This is a genomic window from Streptomyces sp. NPDC050508 (assembly GCF_040655155.1).
GTDB lineage: Bacteria > Actinomycetota > Actinomycetes > Streptomycetales > Streptomycetaceae > Streptomyces.
Genome location: NZ_JBFAJJ010000003.1, coordinates 26,313 through 49,623 on the forward strand (window position 1 = coordinate 26,313; position 23,311 = coordinate 49,623).

General features: G+C 71.0%; 18 protein-coding genes. 5 read left to right on the forward strand and 13 right to left on the reverse strand.

Features of this window, described 5'->3' with window-relative positions; all coding sequences use genetic code 11:
* Nucleotides 1-45: 45 nt before the first annotated feature.
* Nucleotides 46-1,677 (reverse strand): hypothetical protein, encoded by a 1,632-nt coding sequence (locus AB0I69_RS09720; RefSeq protein ID WP_363095068.1) that lies wholly within the window; start codon nucleotides 1,675-1,677, stop codon nucleotides 46-48.
* A 221-nt stretch (nucleotides 1,678-1,898) separates the two neighbouring features.
* The gene (locus tag AB0I69_RS09725; protein ID WP_019062010.1) at nucleotides 1,899-2,150 is read right to left on the reverse strand and encodes a helix-turn-helix transcriptional regulator; all 252 of its coding nucleotides are present in this window, start codon (nucleotides 2,148-2,150) and stop codon (nucleotides 1,899-1,901) included.
* A 32-nt stretch (nucleotides 2,151-2,182) separates the two neighbouring features.
* On the opposite strand from AB0I69_RS09725, the gene map reads away from it, so the two are divergent.
* Both map and AB0I69_RS09735 read left to right on the forward strand, forming a co-directional pair.
* Nucleotides 2,183-2,953, forward strand: coding sequence for a type I methionyl aminopeptidase (gene map, locus AB0I69_RS09730; protein ID WP_363095069.1), 771 nt, complete (start codon nucleotides 2,183-2,185; stop codon nucleotides 2,951-2,953).
* A gap of 125 nt (nucleotides 2,954-3,078) precedes the next feature.
* Nucleotides 3,079-5,598, forward strand: coding sequence for an ATP-dependent Clp protease ATP-binding subunit (locus AB0I69_RS09735; protein ID WP_363095070.1), 2,520 nt, complete (start codon nucleotides 3,079-3,081; stop codon nucleotides 5,596-5,598).
* 6 nt (nucleotides 5,599-5,604) lie between these two features.
* On the opposite strand, the gene ggt is transcribed toward AB0I69_RS09735, so the two are convergent.
* Entirely contained in the window at nucleotides 5,605-7,416 is a 1,812-nt protein-coding gene (gene ggt, locus AB0I69_RS09740) for a gamma-glutamyltransferase (protein ID WP_363095071.1), read from the reverse strand.
* A gap of 142 nt (nucleotides 7,417-7,558) precedes the next feature.
* Here ggt and AB0I69_RS09745 point away from each other — a divergent pair, with 142 nt between their 5' ends.
* Complete coding sequence (locus AB0I69_RS09745; protein ID WP_363095072.1) at nucleotides 7,559-8,314, forward strand: hypothetical protein; 756 nt, start codon at nucleotides 7,559-7,561, stop codon at nucleotides 8,312-8,314.
* Between the two features lie 116 nt (nucleotides 8,315-8,430).
* Nucleotides 8,431-9,999, forward strand: a complete 1,569-nt coding sequence (locus tag AB0I69_RS09750) for a CocE/NonD family hydrolase (protein WP_363095073.1) — start codon at nucleotides 8,431-8,433, stop codon at nucleotides 9,997-9,999.
* A 37-nt stretch (nucleotides 10,000-10,036) separates the two neighbouring features.
* On the opposite strand, the gene AB0I69_RS09755 is transcribed toward AB0I69_RS09750, so the two are convergent.
* The 5 genes from AB0I69_RS09755 to AB0I69_RS09775 form a co-directional block, all read right to left on the reverse strand.
* The gene (locus AB0I69_RS09755; RefSeq protein WP_363095074.1) at nucleotides 10,037-10,894 is read right to left on the reverse strand and encodes an amino acid ABC transporter permease; all 858 of its coding nucleotides are present in this window, start codon (nucleotides 10,892-10,894) and stop codon (nucleotides 10,037-10,039) included.
* Nucleotides 10,891-11,535: an amino acid ABC transporter permease gene (locus AB0I69_RS09760; RefSeq protein WP_363095075.1), complete on the reverse strand. Its 645-nt coding sequence runs from the start codon at nucleotides 11,533-11,535 to the stop codon at nucleotides 10,891-10,893. Before AB0I69_RS09760 ends, AB0I69_RS09755 begins: the two co-directional genes overlap by 4 nt.
* Before the next feature lie 11 nt (nucleotides 11,536-11,546).
* Complete coding sequence (locus AB0I69_RS09765; RefSeq protein WP_363095076.1) at nucleotides 11,547-12,458, reverse strand: glutamate ABC transporter substrate-binding protein; 912 nt, start codon at nucleotides 12,456-12,458, stop codon at nucleotides 11,547-11,549.
* 17 nt (nucleotides 12,459-12,475) lie between these two features.
* Nucleotides 12,476-13,219, reverse strand: coding sequence for an amino acid ABC transporter ATP-binding protein (locus AB0I69_RS09770; RefSeq protein ID WP_363095077.1), 744 nt, complete (start codon nucleotides 13,217-13,219; stop codon nucleotides 12,476-12,478).
* A gap of 112 nt (nucleotides 13,220-13,331) precedes the next feature.
* A complete protein-coding gene (locus AB0I69_RS09775) occupies nucleotides 13,332-13,739 on the reverse strand; it encodes a DUF6278 family protein (protein WP_363095078.1) in 408 nt (135 codons plus the stop codon).
* A gap of 148 nt (nucleotides 13,740-13,887) precedes the next feature.
* Between AB0I69_RS09775 and AB0I69_RS09780 the strand changes: the two genes are divergently transcribed.
* Nucleotides 13,888-15,156, forward strand: a complete 1,269-nt coding sequence (locus AB0I69_RS09780; protein ID WP_363095079.1) for a lipase — start codon at nucleotides 13,888-13,890, stop codon at nucleotides 15,154-15,156.
* A gap of 19 nt (nucleotides 15,157-15,175) precedes the next feature.
* Here AB0I69_RS09780 and AB0I69_RS09785 read toward each other — a convergent pair whose 3' ends face one another.
* From AB0I69_RS09785 to AB0I69_RS09805, 5 genes are all read right to left on the reverse strand, one after another.
* Entirely contained in the window at nucleotides 15,176-15,955 is a 780-nt protein-coding gene (locus tag AB0I69_RS09785) for an exodeoxyribonuclease III (RefSeq protein WP_363095080.1), read from the reverse strand.
* 30 nt (nucleotides 15,956-15,985) lie between these two features.
* Nucleotides 15,986-16,630, reverse strand: coding sequence for an MBL fold metallo-hydrolase (locus AB0I69_RS09790; protein ID WP_363095081.1), 645 nt, complete (start codon nucleotides 16,628-16,630; stop codon nucleotides 15,986-15,988).
* 71 nt (nucleotides 16,631-16,701) lie between these two features.
* Complete coding sequence (pcaC, locus tag AB0I69_RS09795) at nucleotides 16,702-18,000, reverse strand: 4-carboxymuconolactone decarboxylase (RefSeq protein WP_363095082.1); 1,299 nt, start codon at nucleotides 17,998-18,000, stop codon at nucleotides 16,702-16,704.
* Between the two features lie 168 nt (nucleotides 18,001-18,168).
* A complete protein-coding gene (locus tag AB0I69_RS09800) occupies nucleotides 18,169-20,247 on the reverse strand; it encodes an SWIM zinc finger family protein (RefSeq protein ID WP_363095560.1) in 2,079 nt (692 codons plus the stop codon).
* 149 nt (nucleotides 20,248-20,396) lie between these two features.
* On the reverse strand, nucleotides 20,397-23,231 hold the full coding sequence (locus tag AB0I69_RS09805; RefSeq protein WP_363095083.1) for a DEAD/DEAH box helicase: 2,835 nt from the start codon (nucleotides 23,229-23,231) through the stop codon (nucleotides 20,397-20,399).
* Nucleotides 23,232-23,311: the final 80 nt, after the last annotated feature.

Consider the following 23,311-nt stretch of genomic DNA (forward strand, 5'->3'; position numbering starts at 1 on the left):
CGCGGCCGAAAAACCACGTACCCAACCGCTAACCCAGCGGAGCGCTCACGCGCTGAAGCCCGCCACTCGCAGCGCGTGGACGAGATCCCAGTGGCACTCGTCCGAGGCGCCCTGCGCGGCCTCCAGCAGCAGCGGAACCAGCTGCTGTGGGTCGGCCGCGACGCTGCGAGCCGCCTCCTCCGGGGTGCGGACCCTGACGTAGGCGTCGAGAAGCGCGTGGATCTCCCGGCGGCGCCCCTCCGCGGCCAGCGCGAGCACGGCCTCGCCTATCTCTCCCGCGGGGCGGGCCACGCCCTGCCGCAGGATCTGCTCGCCGTCCGCCGTGCGGCCCGCCGCCACCAGCGCGTCCGCCGCGCCGACCAGCCGGTCGGCGGGCAGCGAGGCGGCCTCCCACAGCAGCGTCGCCCAGTCCGCGCCGAGCCCGGCGCGCTGCAGTTCGGCCGCGAGCAGCGGGAAGCGCGCGGCGGGCCAGTTCGCGGCCTCGACGAGCAACGCGTGCGCCTCGCCGCTACGGCCCTCGCGCCGCAGCCCCACGAGGCGCTGAACGGCCTCCACGGTGCCCTGCCGAGCCTCCGCGTCCAACGGCTCCCGCCGCGGCTGCGACCGCTCGACCGGCCGGGCGGCCCCGGCGAAACGGGCTCCGCGCGGGGTCCGGCGGGCGGTGGGCGCGGGATCGGGGAGCTCCGGTACGGCGGCTGCGGGGTCCGGGGCCGCGGTGGTGGCGGTGTCGTCCTCGACCATTCCGGCGAAGCGGGCGCTGCCCCGGCGGCGCTTGCGCTGCTTGGGGGCGGGTGCGGCGGCCTCGGCCTGGTCGGTGGGCTCGGTCGCGGGGGTGGCGTCGGGGCTCGCGAGGTCGTCCCACGTGGGGTCCGGATCGCCGTAGCCGGGGTTCGCGCGCTCGAATTCCTCGTAGCCGCGGCGCGCGTCCGGGGTCCGGTCGTCCCGGCGCATCCCGTCGACACCGTCGGGGCTGCCGTATCCACCCCCGACTCCGCCCCCGGCCTGCGGTCCGGTGACGGGTACCTGCTCGGTGTCGCGCTGGCGCGGCAGTCGGTGCGGGGCCTGGTTCCCGTCGTACGGGGAGGTGTTCTGGCCCTGGAACGTGTCGTCGACGTGGAAGACATTGCCGTGCCGGTCGCGGCGGATGGCCTGGGCACCCTGGAAGTGGGCGCGGTTGTCCAAGTGCTCGATGCGGGTGCGGAGTTCGGTGCAGCGGGCGGTGGCACGTTCGTGGTCGTCGTGGGCCCAGGCGAGGTCGAGGCGGAGGGCGTCGGCCTCTTCCTGAGTACCGGCGGAGTTGAGCAACCGCCCCAGTTCCGCCTGCCGTTCGGCCGCGTACTTCTGCTCGCGGAGCATCACGTCGAGCCGGTCGCTGAGTGCGTCCCGGCTGCCGGGTCGGGCGTCGAACGCGGCGAGCGCGGCAGCGTGCAGGGCGCGGGCCCGGTCCGTCTCGTGGTCGGCGACGCGGGGGCCGTACTCCGCCGCGAGGTCCTGGAGGAGGGCCTCCACCACGTCCCAGGGCGGCACTTCACGCCCGCCGAGACAGGCCTGCATGCCATCGGGATCGCGCTGCCAGAACACCCCGCACCAGCCGCCGCCCTGGTCCAGGCGCGCCAGCAGTCCGTCGAGATAGTTCGCGAACTCCCGCACCTGTCCGGGGAGTTGATCCACAGCCATGCTCCAACTCCCGCCAGACCGGAATGCTCCGATCCGTAGAAAACACCATTTGTGTTACGACGCGGCTACGGAAGCTTTTCGAGCCGGGCGCAGAGAGCTCGGAGCCTACGCCTCCCGACTGTGCGCCCGCGGGGTTCACGCCGGATCCGGCGACGAAAGGGCGCCGGAGCAGGGTCGGACAGGGCAGAGGCCTCCCGCCGGGCGCCGTCGCGCTGCCAGGTTCAGGCTGCCAACGGCGCGCACCTGACCACTAGTTCGTCCATGGACAGCCCGAGCGCCTCGGCGAGGGCGGACACGGTGAAGAAGGCGGGAGTGGGAGCCCGGCCTGTCTCAATCTTGCGGAGGGTCTCCGCCGAGATGCCCGCGTGTGCCGCCACGTCCGTCATGCTGCGGCCGCCACGGGCCTCGCGGAGCAGCCGGCCGAGCCGTTCGCCGCGTTCGCGCTCTTCGGGGGTGAGAGGGGTGCGTACCATGCCGTCATTCTAATACCGGTATAGTAATTGGCATGGTGGAACTGAAGACGGACACTTCTATCGACGCGATGTACGAGGCGGGCCAGGTCGTGGCCCGCGCCCTCACGGCCGTGCGGGAGGCCGCCGACGTGGGCGTATCCCTGCTGGAACTGGACGAGTTGGCGCACGACGTGCTGCGCGCCGCGGGCGCAACGTCACCCTTCCTCGGCTACCGCCCCGCCTTCGCGCCCACCGCGTTCCCCGCAGTCATCTGCGCCTCCGTGAACGACGCGATCGTGCACGGCATCCCGGACGGCTACCGGCTGCGCGACGCCGACCTGGTCTCGATCGACTTCGGCGCCAAGCTGGGCGGCTGGGCCGGCGACTCGGCCATCAGCTTCATCGTCGGCGAGCCGCGCCCGGCCGACGTCCGCCTGATCGACACGGCCGAGCGCGCCCTGGCGGCGGGCATCGAGGCAGCCGTCGTGGGCAACCGCATCGGGGACATCGCCCACGCGATCGGCACGGTGTGCCGCACGGCCGGCTACGGCATCATGGAGGACTTCGGCGGCCACGGCATCGGCCGCCAGATGCACGAGGACCCGGGGATCCCGAACGAGGGCCGCCCCGGCCGAGGCCTCCCCCTCCGCCACGGCATGGTCATCGCGATCGAGCCGATGCTGATCGCGGGCGGCCGGGACGACTACCACGCGGCGAAGGACGGCTGGACCCTGCGCACCAACGACGGTTCGAGAGCGGCCCACGTGGAACACACGGTGGCGATCACGGACGCAGGACCCAGGGTCCTGACTGAGCGACGGTAAGCAGTCCCACCCAAGGGGCGCGGGGAACTGCGCGACCAGCCACAACGCACCCGCACCCGAAAATCAACCGCAATCCCCCCAAACCCGCACATGCCCCACGCGGTGACCCGTGCCATGGTGGATTGATGACCAGCGGCTACATACCCCCCGAAAACGACCCCTTCGGAGACTTCTTCGCCAGGTTCTTCGGAGGAGCCACCCGCCCCGGTCCACGCCACGTAGACATAGCCCGCATGCTGAGCCAACCGGCCAGAGACCTCGTACGAGGCGCAGCCCAATACGCCGCGGAACACGGCAGCCACGACCTGGACACTCAGCACCTGCTCCGCGCCGCACTCACCGCGGAGCCCACCCGTGGCCTCCTCACCCGCGCCGGCGCGGACCCCGACTCCCTGGCGGCGGAGATCGACGAGCGCTCAGGACCGGTCCAACCCCCGGAGGGCACGTCCCTCAACCTCACCCCGGCCGTCAAACGCGCCCTCCTGGACGCCCATGACCTCGCCAGAGCGGGCGGCACCGGATACATCGGCCCCGAACACGTCCTCGGCGCCCTCGCCGCGAACCCGGACTCCGCAGCCGGTCACATCCTGAACGCGGCCCGCTACGCCCCCACAGGCCTGCCTCCCGACGCGCCGGACGGCACCCAGACCCGCACCGACCAGCCCCGCCCCACCGGCACCCCCACCCTCGACAAGTACAGCCGCGATCTCACCGACCTGGCCCGGCACGGCCGTATCGACCCGGTGATCGGCCGCGACGAGGAGATCGAGCAGACCATCGAGGTACTGTCCCGGCGCGGCAAGAACAACCCGGTGCTGATCGGCGACGCGGGCGTCGGCAAGACCGCGATCGTGGAGGGCCTCGCGCAGCGCATCACGGACGGCGACGTACCGGACGTGCTGGTCGGGCGGCGAGTCGTCGCCCTCGACCTCACCGGCGTCGTCGCGGGCACCCGTTTCCGGGGCGACTTCGAGGAGCGGCTGACGAACATCGTCGGCGAGATCCGCGCCCACTCGGACGAACTGATCGTGTTCATCGACGAGTTGCACACCGTGGTCGGCGCGGGCGGTGGCGGCGAGGGCGGTTCGATGGACGCCGGCAACATCCTCAAACCGGCGCTCGCCCGCGGCGAGTTGCACATCGTGGGCGCTACGACACTGGAGGAGTACCGCCGGATCGAGAAGGACGCGGCGCTGGCCCGCAGGTTCCAGCCGATCCTGGTGCCGGAACCGACCGTCCCGGACGCGATCGAGATCCTGCGCGGGCTGCGCGACCGTTACGAGGCACACCACCAAGTCCGGTACACCGACGAGGCGTTGGTGGCCGCCGTGGAGCTGTCGGACCGCTATCTCACCGACCGCAGGCTGCCGGACAAGGCGATCGACCTGATCGACCAGGCGGGCGCGCGGGTACGGCTGCGGGCGCGCACGAAGGGCACGGACGTACGGGCCCTGGAGCGCGAGACGGAGCAGCTCGCCCGGGACAAGGACCAGGCGGCGGCCGACGAGGACTACGAGAAGGCGACGCAACTGCGCGACCGTATCGCCGAGTTGAAGGTCCGGCTGGCGGAGGCCGGTGCCGAGGACCAGGGCGACGAAGGACAGCACCTGGAGGTCACCGGCGAGGCGATCGCCGAGGTCGTGTCACGGCAGACCGGTATCCCGGTGAGCAGTCTCACGGCGGAGGAGAAGGACCGGTTGCTCGGTCTGGAGGAGCATCTGCACCGGCGGGTCGTCGGGCAGGAGGAGGCGGTCCGGGTCGTGTCGGACGCGGTGCTGCGCTCCCGCGCCGGGCTGGCGAGCCCGGACCGGCCGATCGGCAGCTTCCTCTTCCTGGGCCCAACTGGCGTAGGCAAGACGGAACTTGCCCGGGCGCTCGCCGAGGCCCTGTTCGGCAGCGAGGACCGGATGGTCCGGCTGGACATGAGCGAGTACCAGGAACGGCACACGGTCAGCCGTCTCGTCGGCGCCCCGCCCGGCTACGTCGGCCACGAGGAGGCCGGTCAGCTCACCGAGGCCGTACGCCGCCACCCGTACTCGCTGCTCCTGCTCGACGAGGTCGAGAAGGCGCACCCGGACGTGTTCAACATCCTGCTCCAGGTGCTCGACGACGGCCGGTTGACCGACTCGCAGGGCCGCACGGTCGACTTCACCAACACGGTGATCGTGATGACCAGCAACCTCGGCTCCGAGGCGATCACCCGGCGTGGGACCGGTATCGGCTTCGGCCCTGGCGGTGCCGACGCGGACGAGGAGGCCCGGCGCGAGCAGATCCTGCGCCCGCTGCGCGAGCACTTCCGCCCCGAGTTCCTCAACCGCATCGACGAGATCGTCGTCTTCCGCCAGCTCACCGCCGAGCAACTCCGCCTGATCACCGGGCTGTTGCTGGAACACACCCGCCGCCTCCTGCACGCGCAGGGCATCACGGTCGCGTTCACGGACCCGGCCGTCGACTGGCTCTCCCGCCAGGGCTACCAGCCCGAGTACGGCGCCCGCCCGCTGCGCCGCACCATCCAGCGCGAGGTCGACAACCAGCTGTCGCGCCTGCTCCTGGACGGCACGGTCGCGGAGGGAGATCGGGTGACGGTGGACGTGGCGGACGGGCGGCTCGCGTTCCTCACGAAGCCGCCCGCCACTACCGTCTGACGTCCGCTACGGCGCCGGGTCCACGACTGCTGCCGAGCCGCCGCCCCGCCGTACCTTCTCGGCGGCCGCCAACCACTCGCCGTTCGGCAGCCGTTGCACACCGGTTGCCGCGCCGATCTCCGGGTTGAGAGTGAACGAATGCCCAATGGCTTGGAGCTGGGTCTTCAAGTCGCTGTTGTAGAGGGCGGGTTCGAGTTCCGTGTTGGCCGCGTTGCGCTGGCTGGCGCGGGGCGCGGCGATCGCGTCCACGAGCGGGAGGCCCCGGTCGAGGAACTCGGTGAGGGTCTGCAGCACGGTGGTGATGATGGTCGCGCCGCCGGGTGAACCGAGCGCCACGACCGGGTTGTTGTGCTTGTCGAGGACGATCGTCGGCGAGATCGACGAGCGCGGGCGCTTGCCCGGACCGGGCAGGTTCGGGTCGTGTACGGCCGGGTTGGCCGGGGTGAAGGAGAAGTCGGTCAGCTCGTTGTTGAGCAGGAAACCGCGGCCGGGCACGGTCATCGCGCTGCCGCCGGTCTGCTCGATGGTGAGCGTGTAGGAGACGACGTTGCCCCACTTGTCGGCGACGGTGAGGTGCGTGGTGTTCTCTCCCTCGTACGTCGTCGGCGCGGCCGTCCCGGCGGCGGTGCAGGCCGTCGGGTTGCGCGGGTCGGCGGGCGCCAGCGGGCTGGTGAGCACCGCGTCGTCCTTGATGAGGCAGGCGCGCGAGTCGGCGAACTTCTGCGACAGGAGTTCCTTCGTCGGTACGTCCTCGAAGGCGGGGTCGCCGACCCAGCGCCCCCGGTCCGCGAACGCGATCCGGCTGGCCTCGATGTAGTGGTGCAGGTACTGGACCTCGCTGGCCTTCGAAAGGTCCGTCTTCTCAAGGATGTTGAGGGCCTCGCCGACGGTCGTGCCACCGGAGGAGGAAGGCGCGATGGAGTAGACGCCGAGTCCGCGGTACGACGTCTTCGTGGGCGCCTGGAGCTTGGCGCGGTAGGCCGCGAGGTCCTTGGCGGACAGCTTGCCGGGGCGGGCGTTCCAGCCGGAACTGGCGTCCACCTTGGGGTTGTTCACCGTGGCGAGGATGTCCTTGCCGAGGTCGCCGTGGTAGATCGCACCGATCCCCTTCTTGCCCAACTCCTTGTAGGTCGCGGCAAGTTCCGGGTTCTTGAAGGTCGAGCCGACGACCGGCAGCGCGCCGCCCGGCAGGAACAGCTTGGCGGTGTCGGGGAAGTAGCGGAAGCGGGTCTCGTTGGCCGCCGTCTGGCTGCGGAAGGTGTCGTCGACCGTGAAGCCGTCGCTCGCGATCCGCTCGGCGGGCTTGAGCACGGTGCCGAGCTTCCTGCTGCCCCACTGGTCGAGCGCCGTCTGCCAGGTGGCGGGCGAGCCCGGGGTGCCAACGCTGAGGCCGCTGCTGACGGCGTCGGCGAAGGCGAGGGCCTTGCCGTTCTCCACGAAGAGGTTGGAGTCGGCGGTCAGCGGCGCGGTCTCGCGGCCGTCGATGGTGTGCACCGTACGGGACTTGGCGTCGTAGTAGACGAAGTAGCCGCCTCCGCCGATGCCGGAGGAGTAGGGCTCGGTGACGCCGAGCGCGGCGGCGGTGGCGACGGCCGCGTCGACCGCGTTGCCGCCCTTCTTCAGGACCTCGATTCCGGCGGCGGTGGCGTCCGCGTCGACGCTCGCGACCGCGCCGCCGTAGCCGACGGCCACCGGAACCTTCGCCGGGGTGGCGCTTGTTGTGCCGCTCGCCCCGGCGGGTGGGGCCGCTGCTCCCACCGACACCATGGCGGCCGAGACCGCCAGGACCGACAGTTTCCGTGCGACAGGGCGACGCATCCCTACCTCCAGTCAGAACCGTCCGCGCAGCGTAGCCACATTGCCATGACCCCAACAGACCACCTTGCGCCACTGTCACACGAGTGCCACACGTCGAACACCGGTACGTACCAGCCACATGGGGCCGCTAACATGCGCGCCCATGAATGACGACGTGCGCAACATCGTTCTGGGCGTGGCCGCCGCCGGCATCAGCGCCGCGCTCGGCTGGCTGGCCCGCACCTATCTGTGGAAGCGCAAACTCCGGCGCAAGCAGGCGTTCTTCGGGCTGCCCGACAACTCCGAGTCGCTGCTCGTGGTCAACCGCGAGGCAGGCGGCGCCGAACTCTCCGTGATGCGGCACGACGTGTTCGCGCTCCTCGAACTCGCCGCCCTGATCAAGGACTGCAACGCGCACGCCCAGGTCGTCGCGCACGACGCGGCCCAGCAGGGGTTCGGCGAGCGCACCGAGTTCTGCGTGGGCGGCCCGGCCTCCAACCGCCGGATGGCCGCGCATCTGGCGTCCCTGCTGCCCGGCATCCGCGTCAACGTCGACGCCGAGCCGGGACCGGACCGGGGCGCGTTCCAAATAGGCAGCGAGCGCTACCGACTTGAGCCCGGCAAGGGCGAGTACGTGTTCCTCGCCCGCCTCACCGCCGGTCAACTGGGCGGCGCGCGGCCGGTGTTCCTCTTCTGCGGCCAGCGCGCGATCACCAACCAGGCGGCGACCCGCTATCTCGCCCGCAACCACGAGCGGTTGGCCCGCAAGCACGGCGGCAACTCCTTCGTCCTGCTGCTGAAGGTGGTCAACTCGCAGGCGTACGGCCCCGATGTGGTGGAGCTGGTCGCGGATGTGACACGGGCCGCGGAGACACCTCTCCCTGCTCCGGCTCCACGCAGTACACACCGCGCCACCTGAGGTCGCACACACGTCAACAATCTTTACTGGCACGTAACTTACTGACGGGTTACCCAAGGTAGGGAGTCACGGTTACCGTCGGGTCACTTTGCATTGACACGTGTGAGGAGTGACCCGTGCGAACCCATCGCCAGGCCCTGCGTACGACCGCCGCAGGCGCCGTCTCCGCGACCCTGATCGCCGGAGGTGTCCTCGGGATCGCTCCCGCCGCCCAGGCCGCCACGAACGGCGTGCGCTTCGTCGACATCACCGGCGACGGCGGTACGAAGCTCGCGGCGAACGTCGTCACGCCCGCGGGCGCCGACGGCTCGCAGGATTACCCGCTCCTCGTCATGCCCACGGCCTGGGGATTCCCCCAGGTCCAGTACCTGGCCCAGGCCGAGAAACTCGCGAACTCGGGCTATGTGGTGGTGAGTTACAACGTCCGCGGTTTCTGGCAGTCCGGCGGCGGGATAGAGGTGGCGGGCCCGAAGGACGTGGCCGACGCGTCCAAGGTGATCGACTGGGCGCTCGCCAACACCCCGTCCGACGCGGGCCACATCGGGATGGCGGGCGTGTCGTACGGCGCCGGCATCAGTCTCCTTGCAGCCGCACACGACAAGCGGATCAAGGCGGTTGCCTCACTGAGCGGCTGGGCGGACCTGATCGACTCGATCTACTCGGGCCGCACCGAACACTCCCAGGCGACCGCCCTGCTGGACGGCGTCGGCCTCGTCACCGGCCGACCGAGCGCGGAGACGAGCCAGGTCTTCAAGGACTTCCTCGCCTCCGACCTGTCCAAGGAACAGAAGATGATCGACTGGGGGAAGGAACGCTCCGCCGCGACCTACGTCGACCAGATCAACAAGAACGGCGCGGCGATCATGCTCGCCAACGCCTGGGGCGACACGATCTTCCCGCCCAACCAAATAGCCGATTTCTACGGGAAGTTGAGTGGTCCCAAGCGGCTCGAACTCCGCCCCGGTGACCACGCCACCGCCGAGCTGACTGGACTGTTCGGGCTGCCCAACGACGTGTGGACGGACACCGAGCGCTGGTTCGACCACTACCTCAAGGGCGCGGACAACGGCATCAACCGCGAGCAGCCGGTGGAGCTCAAGTCCCGTTCCGCAGGCGGCTACGAGGGCTATCCGGACTGGAAGTCGGTCGGCGCGACCCGGAAGAAGATCGACCTCGCGGGCACGACCACCATCCACACCAACGTCGACTCGGGCGCGGACGGCGGGATCGTCTTCCTGTCCAGCATCCTCGACCAGGTCGCACAGGTGCCGCCGGTGGCGTACGTCCCTCTGCTCCCGCGCCGTTGGGCGGCGGTCTGGCAGTCGGGGACGTACACGAGTGCCCAACAGGTGCGCGGCACGGTGAAGTTGCATACAACGGTCACGGACACCAAGGAGAGCGGCACCCTCGTCGCGTACCTCTACGACGTGGGCCCGCTCGGCCTCGGCAAGCTGGTCAGCAACGCGCCGTACACCTGGCACGAGCAGACGCCCGGCCAGCCGTTCGGTGTGGACCTGGAGTTGTTCTCCACGGCCTACGACGTCCCGGCAGGGCATCATCTCGCCCTGGTCGTCGACACGGTCGACCCGCTCTACATCGAGCACAACCCGACCGGCGCGCAGCTGACCTTCTCCTCGCCGGCGAACGACCCGTCGTACGTGTCGATCCCGCTGCGCGAGCAGTGATCTCCGGCTGCTGCCGGACGGGCAAGTGCCCTCTCAACTACTGCACCCGCGGCAGCAGCGTCCCTGGTTCCGCCGGGGCCACGTCCACGGCCCCGGTCTTGGGACTGCGCTGCTCCCGGCGGGACACCCAACCGGCGAACCAGGAGAGCAGCATGCACATCCCGATGTAGATCGGCGAGATCACCATCACCACAGGGATGAACGGCAAATCGTAGTCGAGGTTCGACGCGATCAGCTTCCCGGCATGGAGAAACTCCTCATAGGTGATCAGATAGCCCAGCGAGGTGTCCTTCAGCGCGACCACCAACTGGCTGATGATCGCGGGCAGCATGGCCCGTACGGCCTGCGGCACCAGGACGTACGACATGACGTGGACCTTCCGCATGCCGAGCGCGAACGCGGCCTCCCGCTGGCCGCGTTCGACGCTGTTGACGCCGGAGCGGAAGACCTCGGCGAGCACCGAGCCGTTGTAGAGGGCCAGGCCCGCGACCAGTGCGGGCAGCGGCTGCACCTTGAGCGCCACGAAGATGAAGAAGATCATCACCAGGACGGGCATGGCGCGGAAGAACTCCACGACGAGCGTGGACAGCCAGCGCACCGGACGGTGGTCCGAGAGGCGTCCCACCGCCAGCAGGGTGCCAAGTGCCAGTGACAGTACGGCTGCGAGACCGAAGGCCTTGAGCGTGTTGCCGAGGCCGCGCAGCAGCAGTTCCTGAATTCCCTTGTACTCGAAGGGCATCCACTTCGTGTAGGTGAACTGGTCGGTGTCGAACAGGAGATAGAGGATCCAGCCGATGAGCGCGAGGATGACGACCGTGGACGCGATGCCGTAAAGGCGGTGCCGTTTACGGGTCTTGGGTCCCGGGACGTCGTAGAGGGCGTTGGCGATGGTCATCGGGCGACTCCCCACTTCCTCTCCAGCGCGTTGAACAGCGCGCTGATGGCGAGGGTGATGATCAGGTAGCCGACGGCGATCCAGACGAACGTCCAGACGATGTCGTAGCCGAGTTCGCTCAACGTCCGGTAGGTGCCGAGGAGTTCGGTGACGCTGAACGCGCCGGCGATCGCGGAGTTCTTGGCGAGGGCGATGAGCGTGGAGCCGACCGGCGGGATCACCGAGCGGAACGCCTGCGGCAGGACGACGAGTCCGAGGCTCTGCCCGAAGGACATCCCGAGGCTGCGGGCCGCCTCCCCCTGCCCGCGGGGCACGGTGTTGATGCCGGAGCGCAGCGCCTCGCAGATGAACGCCGAGGTGTAGCAGCCGAGCGCGAGGACCGCGAACACCTTGAAGGGCAGCACGAGTCCGAAGCGCGGCAGGCCGAGCAGCACGGCGAAGAACAGCAGGGTGAGCGGGGTGTTGCGGAGCACGGTCACCCACACGGTGCCGAAGACCCGCAGCGAGCCGACCGGGGCGACCCGGAAGGAGGCCATGAGGAAGCCGAGGACGAGCGCCAACACCGAGGCGTAGACGGTGAGTTCGACGGTGCCGAGGAAGCCGTCGCCGAAGGTCGAGAAGTTGTCGGTCAGTACGTTCACGTCTGCCTCCCTCAGCTCGCCGGGTAGCGGTCGATCGCGGGCGGGGTGGGCGCGGGCACTCCGGACAGGCCGAGCGTCGCCTCGTACGCCTTCTTCCAGTCGCCGTTCTTCTCACGGGCCTCCAACGCGTCGTCGAGGGCGAACCGCAGGGCGTTGTCGCCGTGCGGGACTCCGATGCCGTACGGCTCCTTCGAGAAGGGCTTGCCGACGACCTTGAGCTGGTCGGGGACCTTCGCCGCGTAGCCGATGAGGATCGCGTCGTCGGTGGTGACGGCGTCGACCTGGTAGGTGAGCAGGTTGTCGACACAGACCGAGTACGTGTCGTAGGCGACGAGTTGGGCCTTGGGGTAGTCGTCCTTGATGCGCTGGTACGGCGTGGAGCCGGCCGCCGAGCAGACGCGTTTGCCGGCGAGGTCCTGCGGGCCGTGGATGTCGTTCTCGTCGGTGCGGACGAGGAGCGACTGGCCGGCCATGTAGTAGGGGCCGGCGAAGCCGACGAGCTTCTTGCGCATGTCGTTGATGGTGTAGGTGCCGACGTAGTAGTCGATCTGGCCGTTCTGCAGGGCGGTTTCGCGGTTGGCGGAGGCGATCGTCCTGAAGTGGATGGTCTTCGGGGCGAAGCCGAGGGAGGCCGACATCATCTTGGCGATCTCGATGTCGAAGCCGGAGTAGGTGCCCGTCGCCGGGTCCTTCTCGCCGAGGTAGGGCTGGTCCTCCTTGGCGCCGACATTGAAGTAGCCGCGCTTCTTCGCCCGCTTCCAGGTCTTGGAGTCGGGGAGCTGAAAGCCTTGCGCCACTTGGTAGTTGGGGAGTTTCTCGGCGGCCGGTCCCTTGACGGGCGGGCTGCCCTCCTTGCCGCAGGCGCTCGCGCACAGCATGGCGAGCGCGGCCACCGCGAGAGACGCACGGGTCGTACGGAACATGGATCGCACTCCCCCGCTCAGTGCTTGAGGATCTTGGACAGGAAGTCCTTGGCCCGGTCGCTGCGCGGGTTGGTGAAGAACTCCTCCGGGGTGCGGTCCTCGATGATCCGGCCGTCGGCCATGAACACGACGCGGTTGGCGGCGGAGCGGGCGAAGCCCATCTCGTGGGTGACGACGACCATCGTCATGCCGTCGTGGGCGAGTTGGCGCATGACCTCAAGAACCTCGTTGATCATCTCCGGGTCGAGGGCCGAGGTCGGCTCGTCGAAGAGAAGCGCCTTGGGTTCCATCGCGAGGGCGCGGGCGATGGCCACGCGCTGCTGCTGGCCGCCGGAGAGCTGCGCGGGGAACTTGGGCGCCTGGGAGGCGAGGCCCACGCGGTCCAGAAGCTCCAACGACCGCTTGTCGGCGTCCTCCCGCTTGCGCTTGCGGACTCTGACCTGGGCCAGCGAGACGTTCTGCAGGACCGTCTTGTGGGCGAACAGGTTGAAGGACTGGAAGACCATGCCGACCTCGGCGCGGAGCTTCGCGAGGGCCTTGCCCTCCTCGGGCAGCGGCTGCCCGTCGAGCTCGATCGTCCCGGACTCGATGGTCTCCAGCCGGTTGATCGCCCGGCACAGCGTCGACTTTCCCGACCCCGAAGGGCCGATGACCACGACCACCTCCCCCTTGCCGACGGTGAGGTTGATGTCCTGCAGGACATGCAGCTCCCCGTAGTACTTGTTGACGTCACGCAGTTCGATCAACGGATCGACGGCCATGCCCAGCCCTACTCACTCTCAGCTGTGTCGTGGTTGCCGCAAACTATCCACACAAGAGTGGAGTTAACGCACGACACGCACTTTTCGGGCATTAGCCGTATTTACACCGCTCTTACTCTTCGGCGACCTCGGCGTACAGCTGCGAGAGCTCGGGTACACCGCTGACGGCCCACTCCTGACCGGAGGCCACGACGTCGAACTCACGCCCGGAGACGAGCCGTACGACGGGCTGGCCGTCCGGCCAGATCTCCCAGGCGGCGCCCGGCACGGTGCGCACGATCACGGTGCCCAGATACAGACCGGCGTCGTTGCCGAGCCGGCGCAGGGTCTCCTCGTCGTCCCGCCAGCGCGGCACCAGCTGGTCGAGCGCCTCCAACGAGCTTGCGGAGTCGTCGAGTTGGACGCCCTCCTGGGCCGCGTGGGAGCGGAGCAGTTCGCACTCGGACAGCAGCTCGGCGATACCCGCGGCGTCGCGAACACCGTGCTTCTCGCCCCGGTTGCCCAGGAAAGGGATATTCATATGCCCAGCGTGTCATTCGTACCGCCGTACGCACCACAGGGCGTCGCCGGTGGCGTGTCAGCACCCGGTCCCGAGAGGGGGAAAGCCCTTCTCCCGGGGGCGGGTTGGCCGGATGGTGGGTGCGATGTCCGCTTCGTACGGTCGCAGTATGAATCGGACAGGCAAGATGATCGTGATGTCGTCGGTGACCGTCGCCCTGGTGGTGAGCGGTTCGGTGTCCGCGGGTGCCGTGGGGGCGGGGGCCGTTCCGGCCGCGTCGGCGCACGGAGTGCCCGATACGGCGCGGGGGCGGCTGGTGTCGGTGGTGCATCTGCGGACGCTGTCCGCGCGGCAGGTGGCCGCCGAGCTGAAGAGCGACGAGGACGGCCCGGCCTGGGACACGGGGACCGTCCACTACGGCGTGGACACGTACCGCGTCGTCTACCGCACGGTGGACGCCAAGGGCAGGCCGACCACCGCGAGCGGGCTGCTGGCGTTCCCGCGCGGTGGTGAACGACGGCTGCGGACGGTGTCGTTCACGCATGGCACCGAACTCTTCAAGGGCGATGTCGCCTCGGTGTCGACGGAGGTGTGGGGGCAGGCGCCCGCCCTCACCTACGCGTCGGCGGGCTTCGCCGTCGTCCTCCCGGACTACCTGGGGCTCGGCCTCGGCTCCGGGCCCCAGGCATGGATGGACGTGCCGTCCGAGACGACGGCCACGCTGGACCTGCTGCGGGCCGCGGCCTCCTTCGCGCCCACGGTGGGACGGCAGTTGGGGCACAAGGTACTGGCCACCGGCTTCTCACAGGGTGCGTCGGCGGCGCTCGGGCTGACACGGGCCTTGCAGGAGGGAGCCGATCCCCGCTTCCGGGTCGCGGCGGTGGCACCGGTGAGCGGCGCGTACGCCTTCCGGGACGTGGCGTTCCCGTCCCTGCTGGACGGGCGGGTGGACGCGAAGGACGGCGTGATCTACACCGCGCTGGCCCTGGTCGCCTTCAACCGGCTCCATCACGTCTACGACCGCCCGAGCGAGGTCTTCCGGGCGCCGTACTCCCGCACGATCGAGGGCCTGTTGGACGGCACGCACACCGGGCAGGAGGTCATGGCCAGGACCCCGGACACGATCGACGCACTCCTCACCCGGCACGGGCGGGCACTGATCGCGCACCCGACGGGCGGACTGGCCACCGCGCTCCGGATCACCGACGGGGTGTGCACGGGCTGGGCACCGCGGATGCCCATGCGGCTGTACTACGCCGAGGGCGACGAACAGGCCGTGAACGGGAACAGCGAGCACTGCCAGGCGTCGTTCCGGGCCCGGGGCGTCGAGGTGCCCCTCGTCGACCTCGGCACTCCGGACTACGGCGGCTCCCGCCATCTGGGCTCCCAGCAGGCGGCGACCGGGGCCGTCGTACGGTGGTTCGCCTCGCTGGGCTGAGCGGACGGGGCCGTTCCGGTCAGACGTCCAGGTCGACGACCACTGGGGCGTGGTCCGAGGCGCCCTTGCCCTTGCGCTCCTCGCGGTCGACGTAGGAGTCGGTGACGGCCTTCGCGAACGGCTCGTTGCCGTAGACGAGGTCGATGCGCATGCCTCGGTTCTTCGGGAAGGCGAGCTGGCGGTAGTCCCAGTACGTGTACGGGTGGTCGTACTTGAGGGGGCGCGGGACCACGTCGGACAGGCCCGAGTCGCGCAGGGCGGTCAGGGCGGCGCGCTCGGCGGGGGTGACGTGGGTGAGGCCCTCGAAGGCGGCCACGTCGAAGACGTCGTCGTCCGTCGGCGCCACGTTGTAGTCACCGAGCACGGCGAACGGGCGGCTGCCCTGCGCGTCATCGGCGACGGCTGCCTTGAGGGCCTCGAACCACTGGAGCTTGTACGCGTAGTGGGGGTGGTCCACCTCGCGGCCGTTCGGCACGTACACCGACCAGACGCGGACCGGGCCGCAGGTCGCCGCGACGGCGCGGGGCTCCTGGACGCCGTCGTAACCGGGGTCCCCGGGAAGGCCCTTGACCACGTCTTCGAGGCCTACTCGGGAGAGCACCGCCACGCCGTTCCACCGCCCGGTCGCGTTGACCGCCGCCTCGTAGCCCGCCTCGCGCAGCGCGTCGAACGGGAACTGTGCCTCGGCCAGCTTGGCCTCCTGGAGGCACAGCACGTCGGTGCCGCTGCTCTCCAGCCAGGCCAGGAGCCTCGGCAGACGGGCGGTGATCGAGTTCACGTTCCAGGTCGCGATGCGCATGCCTCACAACCTACCGGGCGGCACTGACACTCAGACCGTCGTGCTGTCCCCCGGCGCCAGCCGCAGGTGCTCCGCGCCGCCGAGCGCGCCGATCTGCATGTCGTAGATCGGACGGGCGAGGTCGGTGAGCAGGGCGTCGTGGATGTCGTAGGCGCGCTGCGGCTTGACCTCGCGGACGTAGTCGATGACCTCGGAGATCTTGCTCCAGGGGGCCATGACCGGGAGCATCAGGGTCTCGACGGTGTGGTCGGGGACGGTGAGGGCGTCGCCGGGGTGGAAGACACGGCCGTCGTCGACGAGGTAGCCGACGTTGGTGATGCGCGGGATGTCCGGGTGGATGACGGCGTGGAGTTCGCCGTGCACCTGGACGTCGAAGCCCGCCGCCGTGAAGGTGTCGCCGTGGCCGACGGTGTGCACACGGCCCGGGAACGCGGCGGAGAGCTGGTCCGCGACCGACTTCAGTGTCCAGATCTCGGCCGCCGGGTTGGCCTCCAGACCGGCCCGCAACCGGTCCTCGTTGAAGTGGTCGAGGTGCTCGTGCGTGACCAGGATCGCGTCCGCGCCGACCGCGGCGTCCTCCTCGGTGAAGGTGCCCGGGTCGATGACGAGCGTCCGGCCGTCCTTCTCCAGACGGATGCAGGCGTGCGACTTCTTGGTGAGCGTGGTGAGCGTCATGGGTCCATCCTGCCGCGCCGGAACGGCGGACGGGGCGGGTGAGGCTGGTGCTTTCGGTACCAGGCCGACGATCACTCGGTGGGGGTCGTCTCCTCGCGGATGACCTGCTGGGCGACCTTGAAGGCGCTGTTCGCCGCCGGTACCCCGCAGTACACGGCCGCCTGCAGCAGCACCTCCTTGATCTCGGCCGGGGTGAGGCCGTTGCGCAGCGCCGCCCGCGTGTGGAAGGCCAGCTCGTCCAGGTGGCCGCCCGCGACCAGCGCGGTGAGGGTGACACAGCTGCGCGAGCGCCGGTCGAGGCCGGGCCGGTCCCAGATCTCGCCCCACGCGTAGCGGGTGATGAAGTCCTGGAAGTCCCCGGAGAACTCGTCGGCCTGCGCCAGCGCCCGGTCGACATGCGCGTCGCCGAGCACCTCCCGGCGGACCTTGATGCCGGCGTCGTAGGGGTCCGGGCGGCCCATGACCTGCGGCGGGGCGGCGGGCGGCGGCGCGATCTCGGCGATGGGCGTGACCTGCGGCGGGGCGGCGAGGACCGGCTTGACCGGGGCCGCCGTGATGGCGATCTGCCCGGTGTGGTGGTCGTAGGCCGGCTGCCAGGCGGTGGAGAAGTGCCGGAGGAGGAGGTCCGTGACGGCGGCGGGCTGCTCGACCGGGACCAGGTGCGAGGCGCCGGGTACGACCGCGAGGCGGGCGTCCGGGATGCCGGCGACCAGCGTGCGGGCCTCGGCGGGGCCGGTGACCTGGTCGTCCGAGCCGACGAGGACGAGGGTCGGCACACCGATGCGGCCGAGTTCGGACCGTACGTCGAACGCGGCCAGCGCCTCGCACGCGGCGATGTAGCACCCGGGGTCGGTGGTGCGCACCATCTGCACGGCCCACTCGGTGATCGCGGGCTGCGCGGCGGCGAACCCGCTGGTGAACCAGCGGTCGGGCGACATACGGGCGATGGGGTCGAGCCCGTTGGTGCGCACGATCACCCCGCGCTGCCGGAACTCGTCCGCCGTGCCGAACCGGGGCGAGGCGGCGATCAGCCCCAGCGAGGCCACGCGCTCCGGGTGGCGCAGTGCCAGTTCGAGACCGACCGCGCCACCGAGGGCGCAGCCCGCGTAGCCGAAGCGCTGCACGCCGAGGGCGTCGAGCGTGGCCAGCAGCCGGTCGGCCAGGTCGGCGACCGAGCCGGCCGGGTGCGCGGGCGACCCGCCGTGGCCCGGCAGGTCGAACCGGAAGACCCGCCACTGCTTCGCCAGCTCGGGCACCTGGCGATCGAACATGTGCCAGGTCGTCCCGAGGGACGGGCCCAGGATGAGGACGGGGGCGTCTTCGGGGCCGTCGAAGCGGTACTGGAGGGGAGGGGTCTTCATGTCGCTCACCGACCCAACGTAACCGCCGTTTCTTACGGACCGGCTGTGGGGCCCCCGGTCTCCCCACCTGGCTCCCACACATCAGCGGTGAACCCTCACACCGCCTTCACCGGATACCGGTGGGGCTGTGTCGAAGGCCACTCCGTGTTGCAAGCACCCTCCGTGATGCTCGGCGGCTCAGAGTTCGCCGGGCGAGCCCAGGCCCGTGAGTGCGCCGACCGGGTCCAGGTCGGGGGTGCCTCTGGGCCACCAGTCGTCGTGGCCCGGTTCCGATTCGTAGGCGTACCAGAGGCCGTCGCGGCCCAGCCGGAGTTGGACGTGGCCGTGCGGGTGGGTGAGGTGGTTGTGCCGGGGGCGGAAGGCCGGGAGGTCGGCGGCGAGGAGGAGCGGGCGGGCCCGGTCGAAGCGGCCGGCCGGTGGGTCCCAGGGCTCTTCGAGCACCGCGAGGCCTTCGATGCCGCCCTGCCGCCAGGCGGCGACCGCGCGTGCCAGCTCGGCCGGGGTACGCCTGGTGGCCTTGGCGAGGGAGGCGTAGAGGGAGCGGGTGGTGGCGGTCAGTCCGGAACCGGGGCGGGCCGCGGCGAGCCGTACCGCGTCCTGCCACAGCGTCAGCTCCCCGACCGGGTCCCGGCCGGTGCTGAGCAGCGCGTGTGCGCGGGTGGCGGCGTCGGTCGCCAACTGGTCGAGGGCGAAGGGGTCCGGGCCGCCCGGAGCCGCCGGGTACGCGGGAGGCTGCCCGGGGTGCGGGGGCACGGGCAACGGGGGCGGAAGCGGCGGGAGTCGGCGCTCCGCGAGGGCTTCCGTGGCCCGCACCCCGGGGAGGGGTGCCGGTTCCTGTTCCTGGGCGGCGCGGGCCGCCCGGGCCGCGCTACGGCGGGACAGGGCGTCGAGCAACGGGCGTTCACCCCGTCCGCGCAGCAGGAGCAGGACGAAGGGGTCGGCGTCGAGCAGACGCGCGGTCTGGTAGCAGAGGGCGGCTGCGTGCTTGCAGGGGTGACCGGAGTCGGGGCAACTGCAGTGGGGTTCGAGATCACCGGGCCCCGGCAGCAACCGAACCCCGCTCTCCGCAAGGGACTTGGGCATCTCCTTGTCGAGCAGTGCGGCGATGTGCCCGGGCCGGTCGGCGGCGGCGTCCAGGAACCGCTCCCAGTCGCCGTCGTCCAGCGTCCGCAGTCGCACCTGTACGCGGTACGGCCGCGGGCGGCTGCCCTGCACATACGCCAGTACGAGCCCCGGTGTCACGGTGATCGCGTCGACATGCCCCTTCTCCGCGTAACTCCGCCCCCGCAGCAGCCGCTTGGGATCCAGCGCGCCTTCTTCCAACGCGGTGACCCACGCGTTGCCCCACCAGGTCTCGGCGAACCGGGAGTCGCCGTCCGAGGGTCGAGGTGACAGAGCGGGGAAGGTGCGGCGCAGGTCGCTGTCGCGGGAGGGGGAAGCCATGGAGGCGGGGGTTCGGGGGGTGGTTGAGGGTGGAGTGGTTGGGGGTTGAGCGGGCATCGGGGGCCGGACGGGCTCTTCCGGGTCGGTACGGGCCGGCGTCCGTACACCCGAACTCAGTTGGCTCACAGGGTCGTTGTCCCCGGGAAGGTCCTCAGGGGAGCCGACCTCCGTGGGCATCCGGAACGCGTCGGCAAGCAGGTCCCGCACTGCGCGCGCCCTGCCGGCCTCGACGCTGTCGGGCTCCTGGGCGCGCGTGCGCGGAGCGTTGGCCGCGGGGCGGGGTGAGCGGGGTGCGGGCCGGGTTTCCACGTGGCCGGCAGCGGTGCGGGGGGATCGAGTCGCAGGTCCGGCTTGACGAGCCGCGGCATCGGTCTGGGCCCGCTGTGCCTCGCGCCGGGCCGCTCGCAACGCCTCGCGCGCCACATCGGCGGGACGTGCATCTCGCCGGTCCTGGACAGCATCGGGGGCGTCCGGGGCGGTGTCCGCCGGGTCGCCGCCCCGCTCCGCCGGGCGCTCCTTCGCTCCCGCTCCGCCGACGGGGCCGGGCGCGGCGCCCTCCTCACCGGCCGGCTTGTTCTTCCGTGCACCGGCCGGAGTGTCCTCGATGGGCCGTGCGGAGGTGTCCCTGGCTGACAGCGTGCTCCGCAGCGCCGCGCGGGCGGAATCACCCGACCGGGGTGCGGAGCGCTCGGGTTCGGACGCCACGGGCGGGTGAGCAACCGGCTCCCCGGGGTCCGTGGTGTGTCCTACGGGCCTCTCCTCCCCTACCCGCTCCCGATGCTCGCGCGCGGCCCGCAACGCCTGGCGCGCCAGGTCGGCGGGGCGCGTCGATCGCTCCTCGGCCGATCCGCTCGTGTCCTCCGGCGCCGGCGCCGGTGTCTGCTCCGGCTCGACTTCACCGGCCGCGGATCCCATGGTCCGACCCTGCTCTTGTTCAAGTCCCGCGCCCCGCTCCACCCCCGTCACGACGGCCTCCGCAACGACACCAGGTCCGACAGCTCCCGGTCCGACAGCTCGGTCAGGGACGACTCGCCGGAGCCGAGGATCGCGTCCGCCAACGCCCGCTTGGATTCGAGCATTTCGGCGATACGGTCCTCGACCGTGCCCTCGGTGATGAGGCGGTGCACCTGGACGGGCTGGGTCTGGCCGATGCGGTAGGCGCGGTCGGTGGCCTGTTCCTCGACCGCCGGGTTCCACCAGCGGTCGAAGTGGACGACGTGGCCCGCGCGGGTGAGGTTCAGGCCGGTGCCCGCCGCCTTCAGGGACAGTACGAGGACCGGGGTCGCGCCGGCCTGGAAGCGGTCCACCATGCGCTCCCGCTCCGGTACCGGTGTGCCGCCGTGGAGCAGCTCGACCGGGACCGCACGGGCCGACAGATGGGAGGTGATGAGGCGAGCCATGCCGACGTACTGCGTGAAGACGATCGCGGAACCGTCCTCCGACAGCAGTGTGTCCAACAGCTCGTCCAGCAGGGCGAGTTTGCCGGAGCGGGCGGCCAGGCGATCTCCGGCGGCCTGTGCTGCCGCGTGCTCCTCCTTCAGGTACAGCGCCGGGTGGTCGCAGATCTGCTTGAGAGCGGTGAGGAGCTTCAGGACCAGGCCCCGGCGCGCGAAGCCCTCCGTCGTCTCGATCGCCAGCATCGACTCCCGCACCACCGCCTCGTAGAGCGAGGCCTGTTCGCGGGTGAGCGGGACCGGGTGGTCCGTCTCCGTCTTGGGCGGCAGTTCGGGGACGATGCCCGGGTCGGACTTCTTGCGGCGCAGCAGGAACGGCCGGACCAGGCGGGCGAGTCGGGTCACCGCCTCCTCGTCCTCGCCGTTCTCCACCGCGCGCGCGTGCCGGGCGCGGAAGGACTTCAGGGGGCCGAGGAGTCCGGGGGTCGTCCAGTCCAGCAACGCCCAGAGCTCGGAGAGGTTGTTCTCCACCGGGGTGCCGGTCAGGGCCACGCGCGCGGGGGACGGGATCGTGCGCAGTGCCTTCGCGGTCGCCGAGTACGGGTTCTTGACGTGCTGTGCCTCGTCCGCGACGACCATGCCCCACGGCTGTTGGGCGAGGGTCGGTGCCGCCGAGCGCATCGTGCCGTACGTCGTGAGGACGAAGCCGCCTGTCAGGTCGTCCAGGGTGCGGTCCGCGCCGTGGAAGCGGCGGACGGGGACGCCGGGGGCGAAGCGGGTGATCTCGCGCTGCCAGTTGCCCAGGAGTGAGGCGGGGCAGATGACGAGGGTGGGGTCGCGGTGTGCCCGCCGTAGGTGGAGGGCGATGAGGGTGATCGTCTTGCCGAGGCCCATGTCGTCGGCGAGGCAGCCGCCCAGGCCGAGGGAGGTCATGAGGTCGAGCCAGGCCAGGCCCCGGAGTTGGTAGTCCCGGAGCGTTGCCTGCAGGCCGGGGGGCGGGTCTGCGGGGTGGATGCCGGCCGTGAGGCGGTCGCGCAGGGTCGCCAACGCGCCCACCGGGACGGCCTCCACCCGCTCGCCGTCGACCTCCGCGGTGCCGGTGAGCGCGACGGACAGCGCGTCGACCGGGTCGAGCAGGCCCAGTTCGCGTTTGCGGGCCTTGCGGACGAGGGCCGGGTCGACCAGCACCCACTGGTCCCTCAGCCGTACGACCGGGCGGTGGGCCTCGGCCAGGGCGTCCATCTCGGGCTCGGTGAGCGGGTCGCCGCCGAGCGCCAACTGCCAGCGGAACTGGAGCAGTTCCTCACTCTCGAAGAAGCCCGTGCCGTCGGTCGCGGAGCCCGGTGCCGACCGGACCACCGCGGACGCCGTCAGGTCCTGTGCCAGGTCCCGGGGCCAGTGGACGGCGACCCCGGCCGCCGCGAGCCGGGTGGCCGCCATGCCCAGCAGGTCGCCCAACTCCTCCTCGGACAGGGCGAGTACGTCGGGCACGTCCTGCTCGGTGAGGCGGTCCAGCGGGGGCCAGACGCGCGCGGCCCGCCGTACGGCCAGCGCGGCGTCCACGCGCGCGCGGGGCCCGAAGGCGGCGTCCGCCGTGCCTGCCCACAGGGCCGCCGCGTCGACCACGAGGGTGGGGTCGGCGAGGCTGTGGACCTGGACGATCGCCGCGCCCGCGCTGCGCACCCGTCCGCCGTCGTCGAACAGGTCGTAGGCCGCGAGGTCGAGGCGGAGCGAGATCCGCACGCCCGCGTCCATGCCGGCGGCGACCTCCGCGGCCCAGTCCTGGGCATCGCGCAGGCGCTGCGGCTTGCGGGCCGCGAAGGGCATCCCTGAGGTGTACGGCGCGGCCGGGGTGCGGGGCAGGGTGTCCGCGACCGCGTCCAGGAAGGAGCGCATCAGCGCTTCCGGCTCGGGGAGTCGGAGCGGGCCCGGGCCGGGCAGCGGGACGGCATGGCCTTCGTACGGAAGGGCCGCCGCCACCGCGCGGACGTGCGCGATGTCCTCCGGCTCCAGGGGGCCCGCGCGCCACGCGTCGTGGCCTGTCGCCGTGAGGCCGGGGAGCAGTCGGCCGCGGGCCGTGAGCCGCAGCGCGTGCAGGGCGGCGGCGCCCCAGCAGGCCGTGGCGGGATGGGCGGCGGGGTCACGGCGGGCGCGCACGAGCAGGGGCAGCGCCGCTTCGACGGACAGGGTCAGTGCGGAGGTGGACCTGCGGCGGACTCCGGCGCCCTGTCGTCGTACGACCGTCAACTCGGTCTGTTCCATCCCCTCTTCGGCCTCGGGGAGTGCGCGCTCGCCGTCGGGGTCCCAGAAGGCGATGCGGCCCTCGCGCGGGACGACGGGGGACGGCAGGAAGACCGCGGCCAGTCGTACGGAGATCTGCTCCATGAGTGCCGTGTCCGTCATACGTCCTGTCACCTCCCGCCCGTCAGTCGTGTCAGCTGTCTTCGACTCTACGGGCGGGGTCTGACAATCGGCCCCGGCGA